Source organism: Kitasatospora sp. NPDC029312, assembly GCF_055569215.1.
Genome location: NZ_JBVHXY010000022.1, coordinates 101,617 through 120,646 on the forward strand (window position 1 = coordinate 101,617; position 19,030 = coordinate 120,646).

The 19,030-nt window shown below is 71.6% G+C and carries 13 protein-coding genes; 4 read left to right on the top strand and 9 right to left on the bottom strand.

Features of this window, described 5'->3' with window-relative positions; genetic code table 11:
* Positions 1–900 precede the first annotated feature (900 nt).
* From ACZ4WV_RS19815 to ACZ4WV_RS19830, 4 genes are all read right to left on the bottom strand, one after another.
* A complete protein-coding gene (locus ACZ4WV_RS19815; RefSeq protein WP_465748350.1) occupies positions 901–3,138 on the bottom strand; it encodes a hypothetical protein in 2,238 nt (745 codons plus the stop codon).
* 96 nt (positions 3,139–3,234) lie between these two features.
* Complete coding sequence (locus tag ACZ4WV_RS19820) at positions 3,235–5,604, bottom strand: hypothetical protein (protein ID WP_465748351.1); 2,370 nt, start codon at positions 5,602–5,604, stop codon at positions 3,235–3,237.
* A gap of 165 nt (positions 5,605–5,769) precedes the next feature.
* Complete coding sequence (locus tag ACZ4WV_RS19825; RefSeq protein WP_465748353.1) at positions 5,770–6,669, bottom strand: M56 family metallopeptidase; 900 nt, start codon at positions 6,667–6,669, stop codon at positions 5,770–5,772.
* 23 nt (positions 6,670–6,692) lie between these two features.
* Positions 6,693–7,055, bottom strand: coding sequence for a BlaI/MecI/CopY family transcriptional regulator (locus ACZ4WV_RS19830; protein WP_465748355.1), 363 nt, complete (start codon positions 7,053–7,055; stop codon positions 6,693–6,695).
* A 455-nt stretch (positions 7,056–7,510) separates the two neighbouring features.
* Here ACZ4WV_RS19830 and ACZ4WV_RS19835 point away from each other — a divergent pair, with 455 nt between their 5' ends.
* Positions 7,511–8,143, top strand: a complete 633-nt coding sequence (locus tag ACZ4WV_RS19835; protein WP_465748357.1) for a hypothetical protein — start codon at positions 7,511–7,513, stop codon at positions 8,141–8,143.
* 360 nt (positions 8,144–8,503) lie between these two features.
* On the opposite strand, the gene ACZ4WV_RS19840 is transcribed toward ACZ4WV_RS19835, so the two are convergent.
* From ACZ4WV_RS19840 to ACZ4WV_RS19850, 3 genes are all read right to left on the bottom strand, one after another.
* A complete protein-coding gene (locus ACZ4WV_RS19840) occupies positions 8,504–9,211 on the bottom strand; it encodes a cation efflux transmembrane domain-containing protein (protein ID WP_465748359.1) in 708 nt (235 codons plus the stop codon).
* Complete coding sequence (locus tag ACZ4WV_RS19845; RefSeq protein WP_465748361.1) at positions 9,211–9,546, bottom strand: ArsR/SmtB family transcription factor; 336 nt, start codon at positions 9,544–9,546, stop codon at positions 9,211–9,213. The genes ACZ4WV_RS19840 and ACZ4WV_RS19845 overlap by 1 nt, the downstream gene beginning before the upstream one ends.
* Before the next feature lie 433 nt (positions 9,547–9,979).
* The gene (locus ACZ4WV_RS19850) at positions 9,980–11,455 is read right to left on the bottom strand and encodes an APC family permease (RefSeq protein ID WP_465748363.1); all 1,476 of its coding nucleotides are present in this window, start codon (positions 11,453–11,455) and stop codon (positions 9,980–9,982) included.
* A 254-nt stretch (positions 11,456–11,709) separates the two neighbouring features.
* Here ACZ4WV_RS19850 and ACZ4WV_RS19855 point away from each other — a divergent pair, with 254 nt between their 5' ends.
* Positions 11,710–12,696, top strand: a complete 987-nt coding sequence (locus ACZ4WV_RS19855) for an alkaline phosphatase family protein (protein WP_465748365.1) — start codon at positions 11,710–11,712, stop codon at positions 12,694–12,696.
* A gap of 184 nt (positions 12,697–12,880) precedes the next feature.
* Here the strand turns inward: ACZ4WV_RS19855 and ACZ4WV_RS19860 are convergent, their stop codons facing one another.
* Positions 12,881–13,486 (bottom strand): hypothetical protein, encoded by a 606-nt coding sequence (locus ACZ4WV_RS19860; RefSeq protein WP_465748367.1) that lies wholly within the window; start codon positions 13,484–13,486, stop codon positions 12,881–12,883.
* Positions 13,487–13,724: 238 nt separating this feature from the next.
* On the opposite strand from ACZ4WV_RS19860, the gene ACZ4WV_RS19865 reads away from it, so the two are divergent.
* Positions 13,725–16,520, top strand: a complete 2,796-nt coding sequence (locus tag ACZ4WV_RS19865) for a penicillin acylase family protein (protein WP_465748369.1) — start codon at positions 13,725–13,727, stop codon at positions 16,518–16,520.
* A gap of 22 nt (positions 16,521–16,542) precedes the next feature.
* Here ACZ4WV_RS19865 and ACZ4WV_RS19870 read toward each other — a convergent pair whose 3' ends face one another.
* Complete coding sequence (locus tag ACZ4WV_RS19870) at positions 16,543–17,937, bottom strand: serine-threonine protein kinase (RefSeq protein ID WP_465748371.1); 1,395 nt, start codon at positions 17,935–17,937, stop codon at positions 16,543–16,545.
* Positions 17,938–18,194: 257 nt separating this feature from the next.
* Here ACZ4WV_RS19870 and ACZ4WV_RS19875 point away from each other — a divergent pair, with 257 nt between their 5' ends.
* A complete protein-coding gene (locus ACZ4WV_RS19875; protein ID WP_465748373.1) occupies positions 18,195–18,959 on the top strand; it encodes an SDR family oxidoreductase in 765 nt (254 codons plus the stop codon).
* Positions 18,960–19,030: the final 71 nt, after the last annotated feature.

Below are 19,030 nucleotides of genomic sequence, written 5' to 3' on the forward strand. Positions count from 1 at the left end.
CGTTTACGGTGCGGCTGTCGAAATCGCGCCTGGCAGCGGCCCCCAGCAGCACCAATCCCGACCCACAGCCGCCACCGCAACCGTGCCGGCGCCGGCGCGGAACAGGCCCCGCGGCCGCGACGGGCAGGTAGGGGTGGTGGTCATTGGGCGGCGTCTCCGAACAGAGTCGCCGGAACACCGCAGCGTTCGGCGAGCTGCGAGATGCGGTAGCTCGTCACACCGCCGACCGTAGACCTTCGACCCGACTCGAAGGTCAAGCCCGCGGGGCCGCGGCAATGGTGAGCGTTCAGGCGTGGAACCTGTTTCCCTCCGGCCGCTCCAGGTCTGGGGCGGCTTGTCGGGAGGCCGGGTTGGCAGCGGGATGGACCTCGCCGCCCGTCTTCAGCCTCCCCGGTGGGAGGACGCGGGACTGGGGCGGTGCTGGAGGTCGACCGGATTCTCCCCGTCGACCGGGGGACGGCTGGCAACGACGCCCGGCGCGCTCGTGGATGCTTCGCTCAGCGCGGGTGTAGGTGTCTGGGGCGGCATCCTGCTGGGAGTCGAGGTGCGGTTCGTGGCGGACGGCGGAGCGGCCGGTCCGGTGCCGGCCGAGGGCGTGCCGGGAGTCGGCGTCGGCGCGGCGGGTTCGGCGGTGGCGGTGCGGCCCGGGGAGCCTGCCGAGGCCGGGGCCGTGCTCTGGGCGGGAGAGGTGGCCGGGGTGGGCGAGGTGCCTGCCCCGGATGCGCAGGCACTGACCGTAAGAGCGAGGAGCAGGCCGGCTGCCGGGAGCGCGATGGGTCTCTTCACGGGTACATGCCCTCCAGTCTCGTGCTGTCCCCGCTTGGACGGCCGTGACGGCGGGTTGGTTCCGAATTCCTGCCCTCCCGGCGGGAACAACCCGGGAGGGCAGGACGCGAACGGTCAGCGACGAGTGATTACCGGGGTGTTCCGTTCAGCGTTGGGCGTGGTGAAGGCGACCGGGCCGGTGCTGGAGGGAGTCGTCCCGGCCCGGAGGGCGAGGCCGCCGGCGACGGCGTACATGGCCTCGTCGAAGGCCTGGCCGCCGACGGGGGTCTTGCCGACCGCGAAGGTCGCGACCGCCTTTCCGTTGACGACCGAGGTGGAGAGGTAGTCGCCGACCATGCCGCCCTGTGTGGTGGAGGCGATCTGCGACAGCGCCATCGGCCCGGCGACGGTTTGGGCGCTGCTCCAGGTCGCGCCGCCGTTGGCGGAGGAGATGAAGCCGACCTCCAACTGGCAGGTGGAGGCGGTGCAGTTGGCGTTCGGGTAGAAGTAGTAGTACAGCCCGAGCTTCGCGCTGGAGCCTGAGGTGGCGTGGTCGACACCGAAGCCCGGGATGAAGTGATCGGCGCCGCTGGTGACGGCGTCGATCGGCACCCGGGTCACGGCCGACCAGGTGGTGCCGTCGGTCGAGGTCGAGTAGACGATGTCGTTGGCCGGGCAGCCGGAGCGGAAGCGGCAGTCCTGCCAGGCCACGTAGATCTTCCCGCTCGCGTCGATCTCGGCCGACGGGAGGCCCTCGCCGTCGCGCAGGTTGCCCGCCACGCCGTGCGAGCTGACGTTGGCGACCAGGACGGTGGAGCTCCAGGAGGTGCCGCCGTTGGTGGAGCTGAAGGAGCGGACCGAGCTGCCGTCGGTGGAGAACGGCACGACGACGGTGCCGTTCGGCTGCACCAGCGGCTGACCGCCGAGGCCGGTGTTGGTACCGGACGGGCTGAGCGGGGTGGACCAGGTCGTGCCGCCGTCCCGCGAGGTGGACATGACCACGCGGTTGCCGGCGGAGGTGATGTCGACCTCGATGTAGCAGTTCCCGTAGTAGGGACTGGTCGGAGTGTTGTCGCAGGCGACCCACTCCTTGTCGTATCCCTGGCCGTCGTTGCCGACCGCCATCACCGGGTTCTGCCAGGTCGTCCCGTCGGCGGAGCGGCTGACGCTCACTCCCGCGCCGTTGACGGCGGAGTCGATGACCAGACCGGTGACCATCCAGGTGCCGTGCTTGGCGTCGTAGGCGACCGACGGGTCGGACACCCGGGCCCAGCTGCCGCCGCCCTGGTAGGTGGTGATGCCCGGCAGCATGCCGTGCTGCCAGGTCGCGCCGCCGTCGGTGGAGGTGTTCCAGCTGATGTCGGAGGCGCCGCCGTCGGTGAACCGGCCGACCTGGGAGGAGGAGACGATCGTGCTGCCGTAGGCGAAGGTGTCCGGTTCGAGCTCGGTGGCGTGCTGGCTGCTGCTGTTGGTGAAGGGGTCCGTGGAGACCTGGACCAGACTCGGCCCGGTGCCGTTGACGGTCAGGGTGAACGTCGAGGTGTGGCTGACGGAGGCGCCGGTACCGGTCACGGTGATCGGGTACGTGCCGGGCGGGGTGCTCGCGGCGGTGGAGACGGTCAGCGTGGCGGAGCCGCCGGCCGTGACCGAGGCGGGGTTGAACGCGGCCGTGGCACCTGCGGGCAGGCCGCTCGCCGAGAACGCGACCGTCTGCGCCGATCCGGAGGTGACGGCGGTGGAGAGGGTGGACGTGGCGGCGGCACCGGCATTCACGGTCGCCGAGGCGGGGCTGTCGGTGAGGGAGAAGTCGTCGGAGACCACACCGCCGCTGACCGTGACGTCGTCGTAGAGGGTGTAGGTCGCGTCACCGGCCCAGTTGTCGTCCTGGTTGCTCAGTGTCAGCGTGTAGGCGTGGCCTGCGGTCAGGTTGGCGGTGATCTGCTTCCAACCGGCGCCGTTGGTGCAGGTCTTGGGCAGGACGGTGCTGGTGGTGCCGGTGGTGGTGTCCTTGAGGGTCGCGGTGGCCCAGTCGTAGGTGACGGTGTCCGGGCAGGTGACGTCGTACCAGAAGCCGAGTTGGGGGCTGCCGGTCGGCGCGGTGAAGGACTGGGTGATCGAGGAGGCGCCGTTGGTGGGCGAGCTGCTGCCGAGCATCGCGGCGTAACGGCCGCTGTGCGGGCCGCCGGCGGTGACGGAGGTGGTCCCGACGGCCGTCCAGCCGGTGAGGGTGCCGGTCTCGAAGTCGCCGTTGGTCACCGAGGTCGCGGCGGTGGCGGGGGCGGCGTTCCAGGCGGCGCCGGCGAGGGCGAGGGCGGCGGAGGCGAGGGCGGCGAGTGGGCGCCGCCAGGCCGGTGAGGTGCGGGGGTGTTTCATCCGGAACTCCCTGCGTGGGGTGTCTGGGGGTGCCGACCAGGCGGGGCGGGCCGCAGTCCGGGGGTACTGCGGGCCGCCCCGGATCCGTGGCGCCGGTCAGGCGAGGGTGACGTCGTCGTACGTGGTGAAGGTGGCGTCACCCGTCCAGTTGTCGTCGTGACTGGTCAGGGTGAGGGTGTAGGAGTGACCGGCGGTGACCGCGGCGCTCTTCTGGACCCAGCCCGAGTTGGCGACGCAGGTCTTGGCGAGGACCGTGGTCGTCGTGCCGGTGGTGTTGTCCTTGAGGGTGGCGGTGGCCCAGTCGTAGGTGACGGTGTCCGGGCAGGTCACGTTGTACCAGAAGGACACAGTGCTGGTGCCGGTCGGCGCGGTGAAGGTCTGCGCGGCTGAGGAGTCGCCGTTGGTGGGCGAGGTCGAGCCGAGCAGGGCCGCGTAACTGCCGCTGTGCGGGGTGCTGGTGGTGACGCCGGTGGCCGGGCCGGTGGCGGTCCAGCCGCTGAGGCTGCCGCTCTCGAAGCCTCCGTTGGTGACGCCGCCGGTCGGGCCGCCGGTGACGGTGAGGTTGTAACCGGCGGTGTGGGTGGCGGAGGTGCCGGTGCCGGTCACCGTGATGGCGTAGGTGCCGTTCGGGGTGCTCGCGGAGGTGGTGACGGTCAGCGTCGAGCTGCCGCCCGAGGTGACGGAGCCGGGGCTGAATGAGGCGGTCGTTCCGCTGGGCAGGCCGGAGGCGGTCAGGTTGACGGTCTGGGCGGCACCCGAGGTGGTCGCGGTGGAGACGGTGCTGGTGGCGGAGGAGCCGGCGGTGACGCTGCCGGAGGCAGGGTTCAGGCCGAGCGAGAAGTCCGCCGCCGGCGTGGTGCAGCCGGGCAGGGTGAAGGAGGAGAGGCGGGTGGCCCAGTTGAAGCTGCCGTTGGCGGGCTCGTACTCGTCGGTGTACCAGAAGGTGCAGTCGTCGGCGGGGTCGATCGCCATCGAGGTGTAGTCGCCCCAGCGGCTGTAGCCGGTCTGCGAGCCGGCGCCGGTGATGGCGGTGGTCTCCCCCTGTGTCATGGTGCCGAGCGTGTCCGCGGCGAGGCGGCCGGTGTAGCGGATGGACGGATGGGTGGTGGAGGACGACTGCGAGTAGCCGAGGGCGGTGTTGCCGGCCTTGTCCTGGGCGATCGAGCCCATCCAGCGGTAGGTGGAGTCAGGGGCGTAGGTGCCCTGCTGGTAGACGGTCGGGTTGCCGCCGGAGAGCCGGAACTCGTACCACCGAGCGCCGACCGAACTTCCGGCGGTGACGGAGTGGTTGACCACCAGGGACTCGTGGTCGCCGTAGTTCCGGTAGGCGAGGCGGAACATCAGCCGGTCGGACAGCGAGTCGAGCTTCTGGGTCGTGCCGCCCTGCGGGACACAGGTGCCGGAGGTGCCGCAGGCGGTGGTGTACGCGGCGACGGTGAGCGAAGTCGGGCTGGTGAAGGTCGAGTTGGCCGGGGTGTTCCAGTCGACGTGGAACTTCCAGTACGCCAGAGAGGTGCTCGTCGTCCCCAGGCCCATCAGGGTGGCCGGCTCGCCGGCGGGCGGCGCGGTGCTGCCGTCCAGATCGGAGGCGAGTAGTCCGCCGTACGAGGAGGAGGTGGTGTAGCACTGCTGGGTGGCGGCGGCGCCGGTCAGCATCTTCGCCCGGTCCATCGCGCACGCCTGGGCGTTCAGGAACGCTCCGGCCGGGGTGAACATGTTGTAGGTGATGTAGTAGCCGTCCGGCCACACCGAAAGCTTCGGGTAGTCCGGGAAGTCGGCGAACTGGAACGCGTACCGGTTGTACGTGCCGGTGGCGTCCGCGCTGGTGGAGACGGCCACGCACTCGTAGTAGGGGCCGGAGGCGGAGGAGACGTTGGCGAACTGGGTGACCACCCAGCGGCTCGCCAGGGTGTCCCAACGGACGACCGCGTCACCGTCGTTGGTGGACTGGCAGGAGCCGCCGAAGCCGGCCCACAGGGTGCTGGTGTTGGTCGGGGCGAGCAGCGTGGCGCCCGTCTTGGAGTACACGGCGTACGCGGTGTTGACCGTCTCGACGATCTGGGTGGAGCCGACCGCGGCGTTCGGGTCCGGCGGCACGCCGGTCACCGAGTAGTTGGCCGAGCCGATGCCGTCGAAGCTCGCGCCGGTGGACGGGACGGACGGGCCGCCGGGCGTGCGCTGCACCACCGGATCGGGGATGTGCGAGGCCGGCGGGTGCGGCAGGCGCTCCTCGTGGTCCTTGCCCTTGTGCTGGGGGCCCGGCTCGACGGTGGCAGCGGCCGCCAGGTCCCGCAGCGGGGCGGAGGTGTCGTGCCGGACGGCGGCGCCGGAGTCGGCGGACTGCTGACCGGGAGGAGTGGCCGGCGTCGCGTGGGCGGTGGCCGCGCCGAGCCAGAGCCCGGGCAGGACGGCGAGGAGGGACGCGAGCGCGGCGATCCGTCCTCTTCGCAGGGGCGAGCGTGACACAGAACATCCTTTCGACAGCCGGGGATCACCCGACAGATGAGGGAGTGAAGGACGTTCACGCAGAAGTGCGCGCGTGTTCGCAACTCGGAAGTGTGTCCCTGGACATGACATCGCACAAGATGTGAGACCAAATCTCATGCGGCGGCGACGGCGCCGCCACTCGTCTTACGCAACAAGGGCGTTGAGGCATCGCATGAGCGCCACGCCGACATCGACCTGCGCGACGGAGACCGCGAGCACCGCCCCGGCGGCCGGCCAGACCCGGCACCAGCGGCTCACCGGACGCTCCCCCCGCAAGGCGGCCACCCGCGCGGCGATCCGGTGGCGCAGGTAGGCCAGTGCCGAGGGCGGCGCGGGCAGACAGGCGATGGCGAGCGCGGCACGAGCCAGCGAACGCGTCGCGACCAGGCGCGAGGAGACCACCTCGGCCGCGACCTCGTCGGCCCAGCGCTCGATGCCGAAAGCGACCTCGTCCCGCAGCCGGGCGAGCAGCGGATTGGCCACGACCGCGTACTGCGCGACAGCCGCGTAACGGTGGTGACGGAACATCAGGTGCGCGCGTTCGTGGGCCAACAGGACGGCACGCTCCTCGCTGGTCAGCGTGCGCAGCATCCCGGTCGTCACCACGATCCGCCCCGGGCGGCCCGGAAGCGCGTAGGCGTCGGCGCACTCGTCGGCCACCACGACCAGGTCGCCCGCGGCGGGGGCGGCGCGCACCGCGCCCAGGGCCCGCCGCTCCGCCGCGCGCCGCCCGCCCAGGCGGAGCAGGCGCACGACGACGACACCGAGCACGGCCGCGGCCAGCACCCCGAAGCCCCACGGCACCGGATCGGCCGCCGCCAGCACACGCTGATCACCGCCCACGTACGTGTGTACCTGCGGGAGGTTGGCCAGACCGGCGACCGCCAGGACGGACAGTCCCCACAGGGTAGCCGCCCCGGCCGTAACGGTGAGGCACACGAGCGTGCGGACCGCGGCGGCCGGGGCGAGGTGGCGCGAGACCGACGGCCCGGCCGCGGCCAACACGGCGGGCGCGAGCAGCAGCAGGTAGACGGTGAAGTACACGGGCGGCCCCCCGCATCGCAGTCCTACTCGCGGGCGTCGAGCAGGTCTCGCAGTGCCCGTTCGTCCTCCGGGTCGAGCCCGGCGACGAAGTGCTGCAGAACCGCCGTACGGTCGGCGCCACGGGCGAGCACCTGGTTCATCCGGGAGGCGACCTCGTCCGCCGGCCCCCGACGTGGCGCGTACAGGTGGGCCCGGCCGCACCGCTCCCGGTCCAGCAGACCCTTGGCGTGCAGCCGGCCCAGCACGGTGAGCACCGTCTTGTAGACCAGCCCCGGATCACCGAGCGCCTCGTGAACGCCAGCGGCCGTCATCGGGCTCACCTCTGCCCACAACACGGCCATGACCTCGGCCTCCAGGGCACCGTGCTCGCGCCGCCGCTCGCCCACCTCGCCCCTCCGTCCCCTCCGCCCACGCTTGAACTGGTCGGCGATGGCGGGACTCTACCCGCCCGGAGCGCCGGCCACCCGTCCGACGGACAGCGGTCTCGGCGGCCCGGCCGGGGCCGGCGGAGTCCGCACCCGCCGCAGCACTGTTCACGTGAACGCGGTGGTAGTCACCTGCGGTTGTCGGGCCGCCCGGCGACCACCAGCGGGCGGCTGGCGGGGGCGACGCCGATCGAGTCGGCTGGTGACCGAACGCACCGTCCCGCCGTTCCTGCCGACCTGAAGTCAACTCCGCGCTCTGCGTGACGACTTCGAGGTACCTGGTGGGTGGGGCGCGACCAAGTCAGAGCGCTTTGGGGACCGGCCCGTGACAGCGCCGATGCACGATGGGGGTTGACGGGAGCCGGGTGGGCACGGCCCGCAGGGTCCCGGTGCACGCCGACGCGCGGGGACGGGCCGTGCGACGACACGCTCGGCGGGAGGCGACGGCCGACGAGCTGATGGAGAAGGAGTGGACCGGAACAATGGTGGAAGCACCGAACCGGCAGGACGTCCTGACGGCGCTTGAAGCACTCCCCCGACCCTCGCTGCCCTTCGTGATCGCCGGTATGTTGCCTGGCTCCAGCAGAGCGCCTGGCGCATCGGATTCACCGCCCGTCTCCGCGGTGGCAGTGCATCAGTTGCTGCGGGAGCTGGAGGAGATCCAGTTGGCCAAGGGCTATACGCCGCACCACTGGGAAGGCCAGGGGGTCGAGGTATCGAAGGCCGACATGGCGGTGCTCGACAGACTGGGCAACGCGCAGCGGACCGGCAAGGCCCTTGAGGAGCCGGAGAGGTGGGCGGCCCTGGGGTTGGACCCCAGCGGGCCCGCAGGAGGGACCAAGCTGTGGTGGTCGGTGAAGCACTGGCGTGAAGCCCAGCTGGCCCAGGTCACGCGGGCCCGCGAAGCCGACCGCCGGCGCGCAGTCCTGCGGCAGGACGAAGTGGCCAGGCAGTACAGTCCCGTCCGGGTCGCGGTGGATGCGATCCTGAGTGAACGCGAGGAGCGGTACAGGTCCCGCAACCCCTTCGACGGCCCCCAAGGCTGGTGAGCGACGGACCGGGACGAACGCCGCCGCCCGACCTCCGCCGGACGGCGGCGTCACCGTCGGGTGTCGGTGGCGCCAGGCGCGGTCACCAAGGTGCCCGTCCGATACCTCGGTGACCGCCGTCCGACCGACGGCAGGGGCGGGAGGCGCTCGAGGTAGCCGATGAGTGTGGGACCGCTCTGCCGAGCGGGACGGGCAGCGCGCGCGGCTCGCGTCACCGGCCACCGCGCGCAGCATCCCCGGCTCGTCGCCGGCCACCATGACGGAGGCCGTGGAATTCCCGTGGACGGCCAGCTGTGACCCCGGTGGCGGCCAGTTACGGTGCCTGGCTCCGGGCGGTGTTGCGGTGCGTGATGGCTGAGGTCAGGGGCAGCAGTCGCAGTCGGGCCGACAGCCGCAGGCGTCCGCGGGGTCGGTCGGCTTGAGCGTGGGCGCGGCGAGGGTGCAGCAGGCGTCGCCACGCCAGGCGTCGCGGCCCTCCTTGGCGGCGACCGCCGCGACGATCAGGGCGGCGATCGGGTCCGCCCAGGACCAGCCGAGCAGGCCGTTGGCGAGCAGGCCGGCCAGGAGTACGGCGGACAGGTAGGTGCACAGCAGGGTCTGCTTGGAGTCGGCGACGGCGGAGGCCGAGCCGAGTTCCCGTCCGGCCCGGCGCTGGGCGGCGGACAGCACGGGCATCACGGCCAGGGACAGTGCGGCCAGGGCGATGCCCGGCAGGGACTGCTGGGCCTGGCCGGAGCCGGCGAGCGCGCGGGCGGAGTCGACGGTCACATAGGCGGCGAGGAGGAAGAACGAGACGGCGACGAACCGGAGCGTGGCCTTCTCCCGGGTCTGGCGCACCGCGTGGTCGCGGGCGGAGAACTGCCAGGCGACCGCAGCGGCGGAGGAGACCTCGACCACCGAGTCCAGACCGAAGCCGATCAGCGCCGTGGAGGAGGCCAGGGTACCGGCGGTGAGGGCTACGGCCGCCTCGATGACGTTGTAGGTGATGGTCGCGGCGACCAGCAGGCGGATGCGACGGGCGAGCACGTCCCGGCGGGTCGGCGACGGGCCGAGCGTGCGGACGGCCATCAGCAGCAGCCGTTCTCGTCGGCGTCCACGCAACCGCGGTCCGCCTCGACGGCGACCACGGCGGCCCGAAGGTCGTCCAGCGCGTCTGCGAGCCGGGGGTCCGCGAGCTCGTAGCGGGTGCGGCGGCCGACCGGAACCGCCACAACGAGCCCGCAGTCGCGCAGGCAGGCCAGGTGGTTCGAAAGCCGGGTCCGCGAGACGCCCAACCGATCGGCCAGGTCGGACGGGTGGGCGGGTTCCTCGCGCAGTGCGAGCAGCAGCCGGCAGCGGATCGGGTCGGCGAGCGCGCGCCCGAACCGCGCCAGCACCTCGACCTCGGAAGCAAGAGTCAGCACGCCCGCTGACGATACAGGAAATCCTGAATTCAGGCCCTCATGTCGCTCGTGCCACGACCAGGGCTCGACCGATGATGGCCAGGCACTTCGGTCCGGGTGCTGTCGTGCTCCACACAGCCGCCCCGGCTCTGCGCGCGGCCGGCGCGCAAACAGCCAGCCCAGAGCGCGAGGCCGCTGTGACCGGGGGCTCAACCCGTCCGAACGCGCCGGCCCGGGTCGACCGGGGTGAGAACGCCGAGCCGGTCCTCGATGGCCTCGGCCGCGTCCAGACCCAGGGACGAAGGCGACCTGCCGGTCCACGATGAGCAGGGGCCGGAACTCGGGCCCGGTGAGCGCACCGATGTGCCCCGCGCGCGTACGGCCGGTCGGCGGGGGCAGCGGTGCCGCGCGGCCCGGCCCGCCGACCGGCGGTCAGGGGTGGACGGGCCGGTGACTACCCGGCCTGCTCGCCCGGGGCGTCGGCGAGCCGGGGGTCGGCGGCCTGGGCGTCGCGGAACTCCTCGCGGATCTCCTTCGGCCCGAAGGGCCAGACGCCCTCGACCTTCGACCAGACCAGGTAGGCGAGGCCACCGAGGGCGACCCACGCCAGCGACCACTCGATCGGGTGAACACCGGCGTTGGCCTTGTCCGCGTAGCCGTAGATGACCAGCCAGCCGATGGCGGCGACGATGCTGGGCAGCGGGTAGAGCACCATCTTGTACGGGCGGGCGAGGTCCGGCTGCCGCCTGCGGAGCACTGTGACGGCGGCTATCTGGGCGAGCGCCTGGACGATCACCATGACGCTGGTCAGCAGGGCGATCAGGACGCTCAGCGGCGGGTGAGCGGAGTCGCTGCCGACGTGCCGCGCGAACAGGAAGCCCGCCGCGGTGACGGTGCCCATGGCGACCAGTCCGACGACCGGGAAGCCGTGCGAGGGGTGCAGCCTGGCGAAGGAGCGGAAGAACATCCCGTCGCGGGCCGCGTCGTAGGGCACCCGGGAGCCGCCGAGCAGGCCCGTGAAGACGGAGGCGAAGGCGGTGATCAGGATCAGTACCGTGACGGTGTCGGCGGCGCCCTTGCCCCAGGTCCTCTCCAGCACGGCGGAGGCGACCGACTTGGAGGCGACGTCGTCCGGGTTCAGCATGTCGTGCCAGTCGATCACGCCGAGGACGCCGACCTGCATCAGCAGGTAGATGCCCATGATGGCGACGATCGAGAAGAGGATCGCGCGCGGCATGACCCGGCCCGGGTTCTTGATCTCGGCACCCAGGTAGGAGGCGGTGTTGTAGCCGAGGTAGTCATAGATCCCGATGGTCAGACCGGCGGCGAAACCGATCCAGAACCGGCCGTGGGTGAGTTCGATCGCGCGAGCGGGCCAGGTGAAGGCCAGCGAGGCGTGGAAGTCGGCGAAGGAGGCGAGGATCACCGCGCCGGCCGAGATGATCATCACGACCCACATGGCGACGGTGATCGCACTGATGGACTCGACCCGGCGCCACAGCAGCACCGCGACCAGGGCGAGCACCGCGACACCGAAGACGTCGCCCTGAAGGGTGGTCATGCCGGGCCACAGGTAGCCGAGGTACTGCACCAGTCCCTGGACGCCGGTGGACATGATCAACGGGATGAAGAGCATGGCCGTCCAGACGAACAGGAACGGCATCAGCCGCCCGGTCCGGTACTGGAAGGCCTCGCGCAGGTAGACGTAGGTACCGCCGGCGCCGGGCAGAGAGGCGCCGAGTTCGGCCCAGACCAGGCCGTCGACCAGGGCGAGCAGCGCGCCGGCGATCCAGCCGACGACGGCCTGCGGGCCACCGAAGGCGGCGACCATCAGGGGGATCGTCACGAACGGTCCGATGCCGCACATCTGGCTCATGTTGATCGCGGTGGCCTGGAACAGGCCGATTCTCCGGGTGAAGCCTGAGGACACGGATGGCTCCGGGGTGTGGGCGGCGGACCTGCGAGGTGCGACGGGGTTCAAGTTAGGGAGCCTTACTTAACGCGTCAAGACCCTTCGGGCCTCCGCCCGGCCTCATTGGCGCAACGATTCGGCCGCCCTCCCGACGACCCGCCACCACCGGGGCCGGCGCCAGCACCGCCCCTGTCCACCCCCGGACGACGGCCACTCCCAACTCGCCAGAGCCCCGGCGTGCGGCGCAGCGAGGTGAGCAACCGTCAGGCCTGGTGGGCGACCCGCTTGCGCAAGGCCACGACCGGAGCCTCCCGGCCGGCACCCGCAGCATCAAGGTCGACCTGCTCTTCACCTGGTCCTCCGGTGTACCCGACGGTTACGCGGACGGCCTCTCCCTGACCCTGTCGACCCCCGTGCCGACGCCCGCGCTGACCGTCCCGCCGAGCAGCGTGCCCGGCTACGACCACGTCTTCGTGGTCTACATGGAGAACGAGAACTACTCCGACATCATCGGCAACAGCGCCGCTCCGTACCTCAACAGCCTCGCCAAGGCGAACACTTCGCTGACCCAGTCGTACGCCACCACGCACCCCAGCGACCCCGACTACGTGGCCCTGGCCGCGGGCAGCCGCTACGGACTGACCGGCAACAGCGTCCTGACCACGACCATCGACGCCCCGCACCTCGGCAACAGCGTCGAGGCCGCCGGCAAAACCTGGAAGTCCTACGTCGAGAACCAGAACGGCAACTGCGACACCACCGCGCACGGGCACTACTACCCCGACGACGTCCCCTTCTACTACTTCAAGCAGCTCAAGACCGACCCGGCCTACTGCGTGGCCCACTGGCAGCCGCTCACCAGCATGTTCAACGACCTGAAGTCCACCGCGACGACCCCGAACTTCACCTGGTTCGCCGCCGACGGCTGCGACGACATGGAGGACTGTGGTATCGCGGCGGGCGACACCTGGCTGAAGAACACCCCGCCCGCCATCTTCAACTCCCCGGCCTGGACCACCCAGCGCTCGCTGCTGATCCTCACCTGGGACGAGGGTTCGGTGAAGGCCTTCGGCAACGGCTACCCCAACCAGGTGCCGACGATCCTGATCGGCTCGCAGAACAGCGTCAAGACCGGCTACCAGAGCTCCCAGCGCACCGACCAGTACGGTCTGCTGCGCACCATCGACCAGGCCCTGGGCCTGGCCCCGCTCACCGACAACGACAAGTACGCCGCGACGGTCAACGACGCCTGGAAGTAACCCTGTCGAGCACCTGAGCGGGCCCGCCCCCCGGAAAACCACCCACGGGGGGGGGCGGTCGTTTTTTGTTTGGGGTTGGGGGGGGAGGGGGGGGGTGGGTTCGGAGCGGCGCCCGCTCCCCCCGTCCGCACACCGACCCGGACGCCCCCGTCACGCGGAGGCGCCCGGTGTCGTGCGAGGACGGTCAGGCCGCCGCGAAGGCGTCCGCCCCGTGGAGCCGGCCCGCGGCGGTGAGGGCCTCAGGGGTCAGTACGGAGACCGGGGCCAGGACGCCGCACTGGCGGCAGGCCGGGCCGGTCGCGGTGGAGTCCGGGGGCCAGGCGAAGTGGGTGCTGCCGCACACCGGGCAGTCGCGGCGGGGCCGGCCGGCCTCCATCGCGGCGATCATGCGGCGCAGTACCACCGCGAGACGGGCCGCGGGGTGCCGTTGCGGTGACTCGCACGGCACGATGTCGCAGCCGCCCCAGGTCCGCCGGTGCCACTCGTCGAGCGCGCCGGGCTGGCGGATGCCGTGGTGTTTCTCCTTGCGGCGCCGGGCGGCGCACTCTTCCTCGTACGCGAGCCAGAGAGCACGGGCCTCCTCCAGCTCGGCGAGCGCGGCCATCAGCCGCTCCGGATCGGGATCGCGGTCCTGGGTCGCGATACCGGCCCGGGTGCACAGATGGTCCCAGGTCGCCCGGTGCCCGTAAGGGGCGAACCGCTCAAGGCACTTGCGCAGCGCGGTGCGTCGCTGGGTCGCGACGAGACGTGGATTGCGGACCTGCTCTGCGAGGGCTCTGAAACCGGCCATTCTTCCTACCTCCGTGGGGAGGATCCGACTGGACAGGGATGAGACGTAGCCTGCCCCCACTTGGATCCATCGAACTTTTTTGCGGCTTTGTTGGCGATGTTCCGAGGTGTCGCCGCGGCGCCGGCCCGGTCTTCGGGCGGCAGGGCAAAAGTTGACTGTTGTTCATCTTCCGGCCGGGTATAACCGCCGGTAACGTCCCGCCCGCCCTCCCCAAGGGGACCCCCATCGAGGAGCTGCAATGCGACGACGTACCGGAAGGTTCAGGACTGCCGCCGCGGCAGCCCTGTTCGCCTTGGGTGCCACGCTCTTGGCACCGCCCCCCACCGCGGCCGCCGCGCCCCCGGACGCCCAGGACTACTGCCGGGGCCAGTGCGGCGACATCCTGCCGCCCGGCGCCACCGGCAACGCCACCCTGGTGGAGATCCTCGGAAACAAGCTGTTCGGCACCCACCCCGAGCACTCCACCGACCAACTCGCCCCGTACGGCGCGCTGGCGAGCGGCTATCAGTCGCTCACCGACGACACCCTCGGCAATTTCTTCAACGATGCCTCGTTCGGCGTCCCCGCGGACCAGGTCGGCAAGGTCAGCACGCCCCGCGACGACGTGACCATCACCCGCGACAAGAAGACCGGCGTCCCGCACATCAAGGGCACCACCCGCTACGGCACCGAATTCGGCGCCGGCTACGCCGCGGGCCAGGACCGGCTCTGGCTGATGGATCTCTTCCGCCACATCGGCCGCGGCGAACTGACCTCCTTCGCCGGCGGCGCGCTCGCCAACCAGGGCCTGGAGCAGCAGTTCTGGCCGCAGGCGCCGTACACCGAGGACGATCTCCAGGCCCAGGTCGAGCGCATCCGGGACACCAATGGCGAGCGCGGGAAGCTGGCCATGCAGGACGCCCAGGCCTATGTCGACGGGATCAACGCCTACCGCGAACAGTCCAAGAACGGCCGCTACTTCCCCGGCGAGTACGTGCTCACCGGACATGTCGACGCCATCACCAACGCCGGTGAGATCCAGCCCTTCAAGCTCACCGACCTGATAGCCCTGGCCTCCGTCGTCGGCGGTCTCTTCGGCAACGGCGGTGGCGGCGAGGTCCCCTCGGCCCTGGCGCTGCTCTCCGCCCAGCAGAAGTACGGCGTCGAGAAGGGCACCGAGGTCTGGGAGTCCTTCCGGGAGCGCAACGACCCCGAGGCCGCCAAGACCCTGCACGACGGCAGCAGCTTCCCGTACGCCGTGAAGCCCGCCAAGGCCAAGGGCACGGCGCTGCCGGACCGCGGCTCGGTCACCCCCGAGCCGCTGGTCTTCGACCGCACCGGCGCGGCCACCACCAAGAGCGGGACGCCGCCCCGGGACCCGGTCAAGGCCCCCAGGAAGTACAAGAAGCTGGAGGGCCTCTTCAAGGACGGGGTGCTGCCCGAGGGGAGCTTCGATCCCACCCGGCGCCGCGGGATGTCCAACGCCCTGCTGGTGTCCGGCAAACACTCCGCGAGCGGCCACCCGATCGCCGTCTTCGGCCCGCAGACCGGCTACTTCGCGCCCCAGCTGCTGATGCTCCAGGAGATCCAGGGGCCCGGCATCAGCGCCCGCGGCGCCTCCTTCGCTGGCGTCGGGATGTACGTCCAGCTCGGCCGCGGCCAGGACTACTCCTGGAGCGCCACGTCGTCCGGCCAGGACATCATCGACTCGTACGCGGTCGAACTGTGCCAGGACGACTACCACTACCTGTACCACGGCGTGTGCACGGCCATGGACGTCGTCGAGCAGAAGAACGCCTGGAAGCCGACGACCGCCGACGGGACGGCCACCGGCTCGTACACCATGCGCGTCTACCGCACGAAGTACGGGCCCGTGGAGTACCGGGCGACCGTGGGCGGCAAGAAGGTCGCCTACACGACCCTGAGGTCGTCCTACATGCACGAGGCCGACTCGATCATCGGCTTCCAGATGCTGAACGACCCGGACTACGTCAAGAGCCCGCAGACCTTCCAGAGCGCGGTGCAGCACATCAACTACACGTTCAACTGGTTCTACGCCGACTCCACGCACACCGCGTACTACAACAGCGGCGACAACCCGGTCCGCCCGAGCGGCGTCGACGCCGAGTTCCCGGTGTGGGCGCAGGCGGCCTACGAGTGGAAGAACTGGGTCCCGGCCACCAACACCGCCGAGTACACCCCGGCCTCGGCACACCCCAACTCCGTCGACCAGGACTACTACATCTCCTGGAACAACAAGCAGGCCAAGAACTACACCACGGCCTCGTGGGGCGACGGGTCCGTGCACCGCGGCAACCTGCTCGAGGACCGGGTGAAGAAGCTGGTCGCGGCCGGCGGCGTCACGCGCGCGTCCCTGACGAAGGCGATGGCGGAGGCGGCGCTCACGGACCTGCGCGCCGAGGACGTCCTGCCGGACCTGCTGAAGGTGATCAACAGCTCGACGGTCACCGACTCCACCGCGGCGGCGGCCGTGACCAAGCTGCAGACCTGGCTGACGGCCGGCGGCAGGCGCACGGAGACCACGGCGGGCTCGAAGACGTACGCCGACGCCGACGCGATCCGCATCCTGGACGCGTGGTGGCCGCTGCTGGTCAAGGCCGAGTTCGAACCCGGTCTGGGCACCGGCCTCTACAACGCCTTCGGCGCCAACCTGCCCATCGACGAGTCCCCGTCGGCGGCCCACGGGCCGACCGGATCCCACGCCGGCAGTTCCTTCCAGTACGGCTGGTGGAGCTATGTCGACAAGGACGTCCGCGCCGTGCTCGGCGAGACCGTGCAGGGCGGGCTGCCGCAGAAGTACTGCGGCGGCGGCACCCTGGGCGGCTGCCGGGACGTCCTGATCAGCACCCTGAAGACGGCGGCCGGCAAGACCGCGGCCCAGGTCTACCCGGGCGACACCCTGTGCGCGGCCGGCAACCAGTGGTGCGCCGACTCGATCGTGCAGCGCACCCTCGGCGGTATCAAGCACGGCAACATCAGTTGGCAGAACCGGCCCACCTTCCAGCAGGTGGTGGAGTTCACCTCGCACCGGTGAGGCCCTGAGGAACGGCGGCGGGTCAGCGTACGCGGCCCGCCGCCAGCACCAACCGCGCCAGCTCGGGGTGCACGATGTCGCTGTGCGCCCCGGCCGGCGCCCCGCCGCGCCGGACGACCGCGGCCGCGTCGACGTTCACGCACCCCGACGCCGGAAGCGGGCCGGCCAGCGCCTCGGCGAGCGTGTACGCGCGCGTGCCGGGCACCGCCTGCACCCCGTCGTGCCCCATGGCGCCCCACTTGGCGCCCAGCACACTGCCGACGCCGAACTCCTCGAACACCCCGCGTGCGTCGCCCGCCATCCGGGAGGCCAGCGGGTACATCGTGCCGAGCGCCGCGTCGAAGGAGGAGTGGCAGCACACCACAGGCCCGTCGACACGGTTCTGCTGCCCCCGCAGCACTCCGCCCGCGCGCTCGTCGTGCGGCAGCCGCGCGGCGAACGCGTAGTGCGAGAAGGCCCCCTGGAGCAGCGTCACGGACTTCACCGTGCGCACGCCGTCGGGCAGTCCGCGCAGCGCGAAGGACACCAGCCGGCCGCCGAAGCTGTGCCCCACCAGATGCACCCGCACCGCGGGCGCGACCGCCGCCAGCCGGCCCACGAACGGACCGAGCCCGCGCTCGCCGACCGTCCCCGCCCGCCGCTTCATCGCGTAGTACGTCGCCTGCCGCAGCAGCTCGTGCGCCCCGTCCCAGGGGTCGGGCAGGGAGAACCCCTCGACACCGGGGCGGCGTGCAGCGCCGGCTTCCGGGCCGCCGGACACCGGGCGGCCGGACGGAAGGCCGCCGGACGCCGGGCCGCCGGCTTCGAGGCCGGCCAGGGCCCGGGCGAACTCCTCGCAGACCTCCGCCGTGGGCCCCGCGAACATCTGCGGTCCGCCGTCCTGCGGGACGCCGTCGGTCAGGGTGTCCGCCGCGAACAGTGCCTGCGGCCCGTGCGGCGCCACGTCCACCAGCAGCCGCACCAGCCGTCCGAACTCCTCCAGAGCGGCCTCCCCGGGCGGCCGTTGCTCCAGCAGGCGTCCGATCCGGTCCACCGCCGAGACCCGGTCAGGGAAGGTCTCCAGCAGCGCGTGCCGGGTCTCCCCGTCCAGCGCCCCACGCCGGACGGCCCCCGCGGTGGCGGACCGCGGGAAGTCCGGGATCGGCTCGTCCGGGAACCGCATGGACGGCCACACCACGCCGACGTACCCGATCCTCGCGGCCGGGGCGAGGGCCGGCATCGGAGCGAAGAAGCGGCTGTAGAGCCCGGTCGCCGCGGAGCGGTCGGTGTTCCAGCCGTGCGCGAAGACGATCAGGTCACGGACGCCGCGCCGCGCCACCTCGGCCGCCGACCGGTCGGCCCGTCCGCCCTCGGAGTCGCCGTCGGCGTCGAAGGTCAGCTCCCAGTAGGGCGTCACGCTCATCGCCGGTTCCGCCACGACAGGCCCCCTCGTTCCCGAAGCGGTGCGCCAGATGCGCGCATCGTCCTGCGAACGGGAACGATTGGCCATACGTCACGCCTCATCCGTCGGAAGACGCCCTTCCGGGTCCCGCGCAGTCCCGTGCACGGCGAACGGGCGGTGAATCCGGAACAGGCCTTCCGTCGCAACATACCGACTGGTTAGTCTGAGACGCGGAGCCGGCGCGCGCCCCAGGGCCGCAGTCCGTGCCGCCGTCGCGTCGAAGGAGACCGAACGTGGAAGCCGTGCAGGATGCCGGAGTGGTCGTGACCGGAGCGGGAGGCGGCATCGGTGCCGCGCTGGCCCGCCGCTTCGCCGCCGAGGGCGCCCGGGTCGTGGTCAACGACCTGGACGCGGACCGGGCGCGGGCGGTCGCCGAGGAGATCGGCGGCATCGCGGTCCCCGGTGACGCCTCGGCGGTCGTGGACCGGGCCCGCGAGGCCCTCGACGGCGTCGTCGACGTGTACTGCGCCAACGCCGGAGTCGCCTCGGGCGGCTCCGAGGCCGCCGGGGAGGCCGTCTGGGCTCAGGCCTGGGACGTCAACGTGATGGCGCACGTCCGCGCGGCCCACGCGCTGCTCCCCGACTGGCTGGAGCGCGGCAGCGGCCGCTTCGTCTCCACCGTCTCCGCCGCCGGCCTGCTCACCATGATCGGCGCCGCCCCCTACAGCGTCACCAAGCACGGCGCCTACGCCTTCGCCGAGTGGCTGTCGCTGACGTACCGGCACCGCGGGGTCAAGGTCCACGCGATCTGCCCCCAGGGCGTGCGCACCGACATGCTCACCGCCGCAGGTTCGGCCGGCGAGCTGGTCCTCGCCCCCGGCGCCATCGAGCCGGACGCCGTCGCCGACGCCCTGTTCGAGGCGATGGACGCCGACCGCTTCCTGATCCTGCCGCACCCCGAGGTCGCCGGGTACTACCAGGTGCGGGCCGGCGATCCGGACCGCTGGCTGACCAACATGAACCATCTCCAGCAGAAGTGGGAGGCGAGCGAGGCATGAGCGACGTTCCCTCCGCCGGACCCGGCACGCGGCCCCCCGGCACACCCGCCACCTCGATCTACGCCGCCCAG

What these genes read in the sequence shown, in the direction of transcription:
- ACZ4WV_RS19815 (WP_465748350.1), bottom strand. Translation starts at nt 3,138, where the DNA reads ATGAAACACCCCCGCACCTCACCGGCCTGGCGGCGCCCACTCGCCGCC.
- ACZ4WV_RS19840 (WP_465748359.1), bottom strand. Translation starts at nt 9,211, where the DNA reads ATGGCCGTCCGCACGCTCGGCCCGTCGCCGACCCGCCGGGACGTGCTC.
- ACZ4WV_RS19860 (WP_465748367.1), bottom strand. Translation starts at nt 13,486, where the DNA reads ATGGCCGGTTTCAGAGCCCTCGCAGAGCAGGTCCGCAATCCACGTCTC.
- ACZ4WV_RS19865 (WP_465748369.1), top strand. Translation starts at nt 13,725, where the DNA reads ATGCGACGACGTACCGGAAGGTTCAGGACTGCCGCCGCGGCAGCCCTG.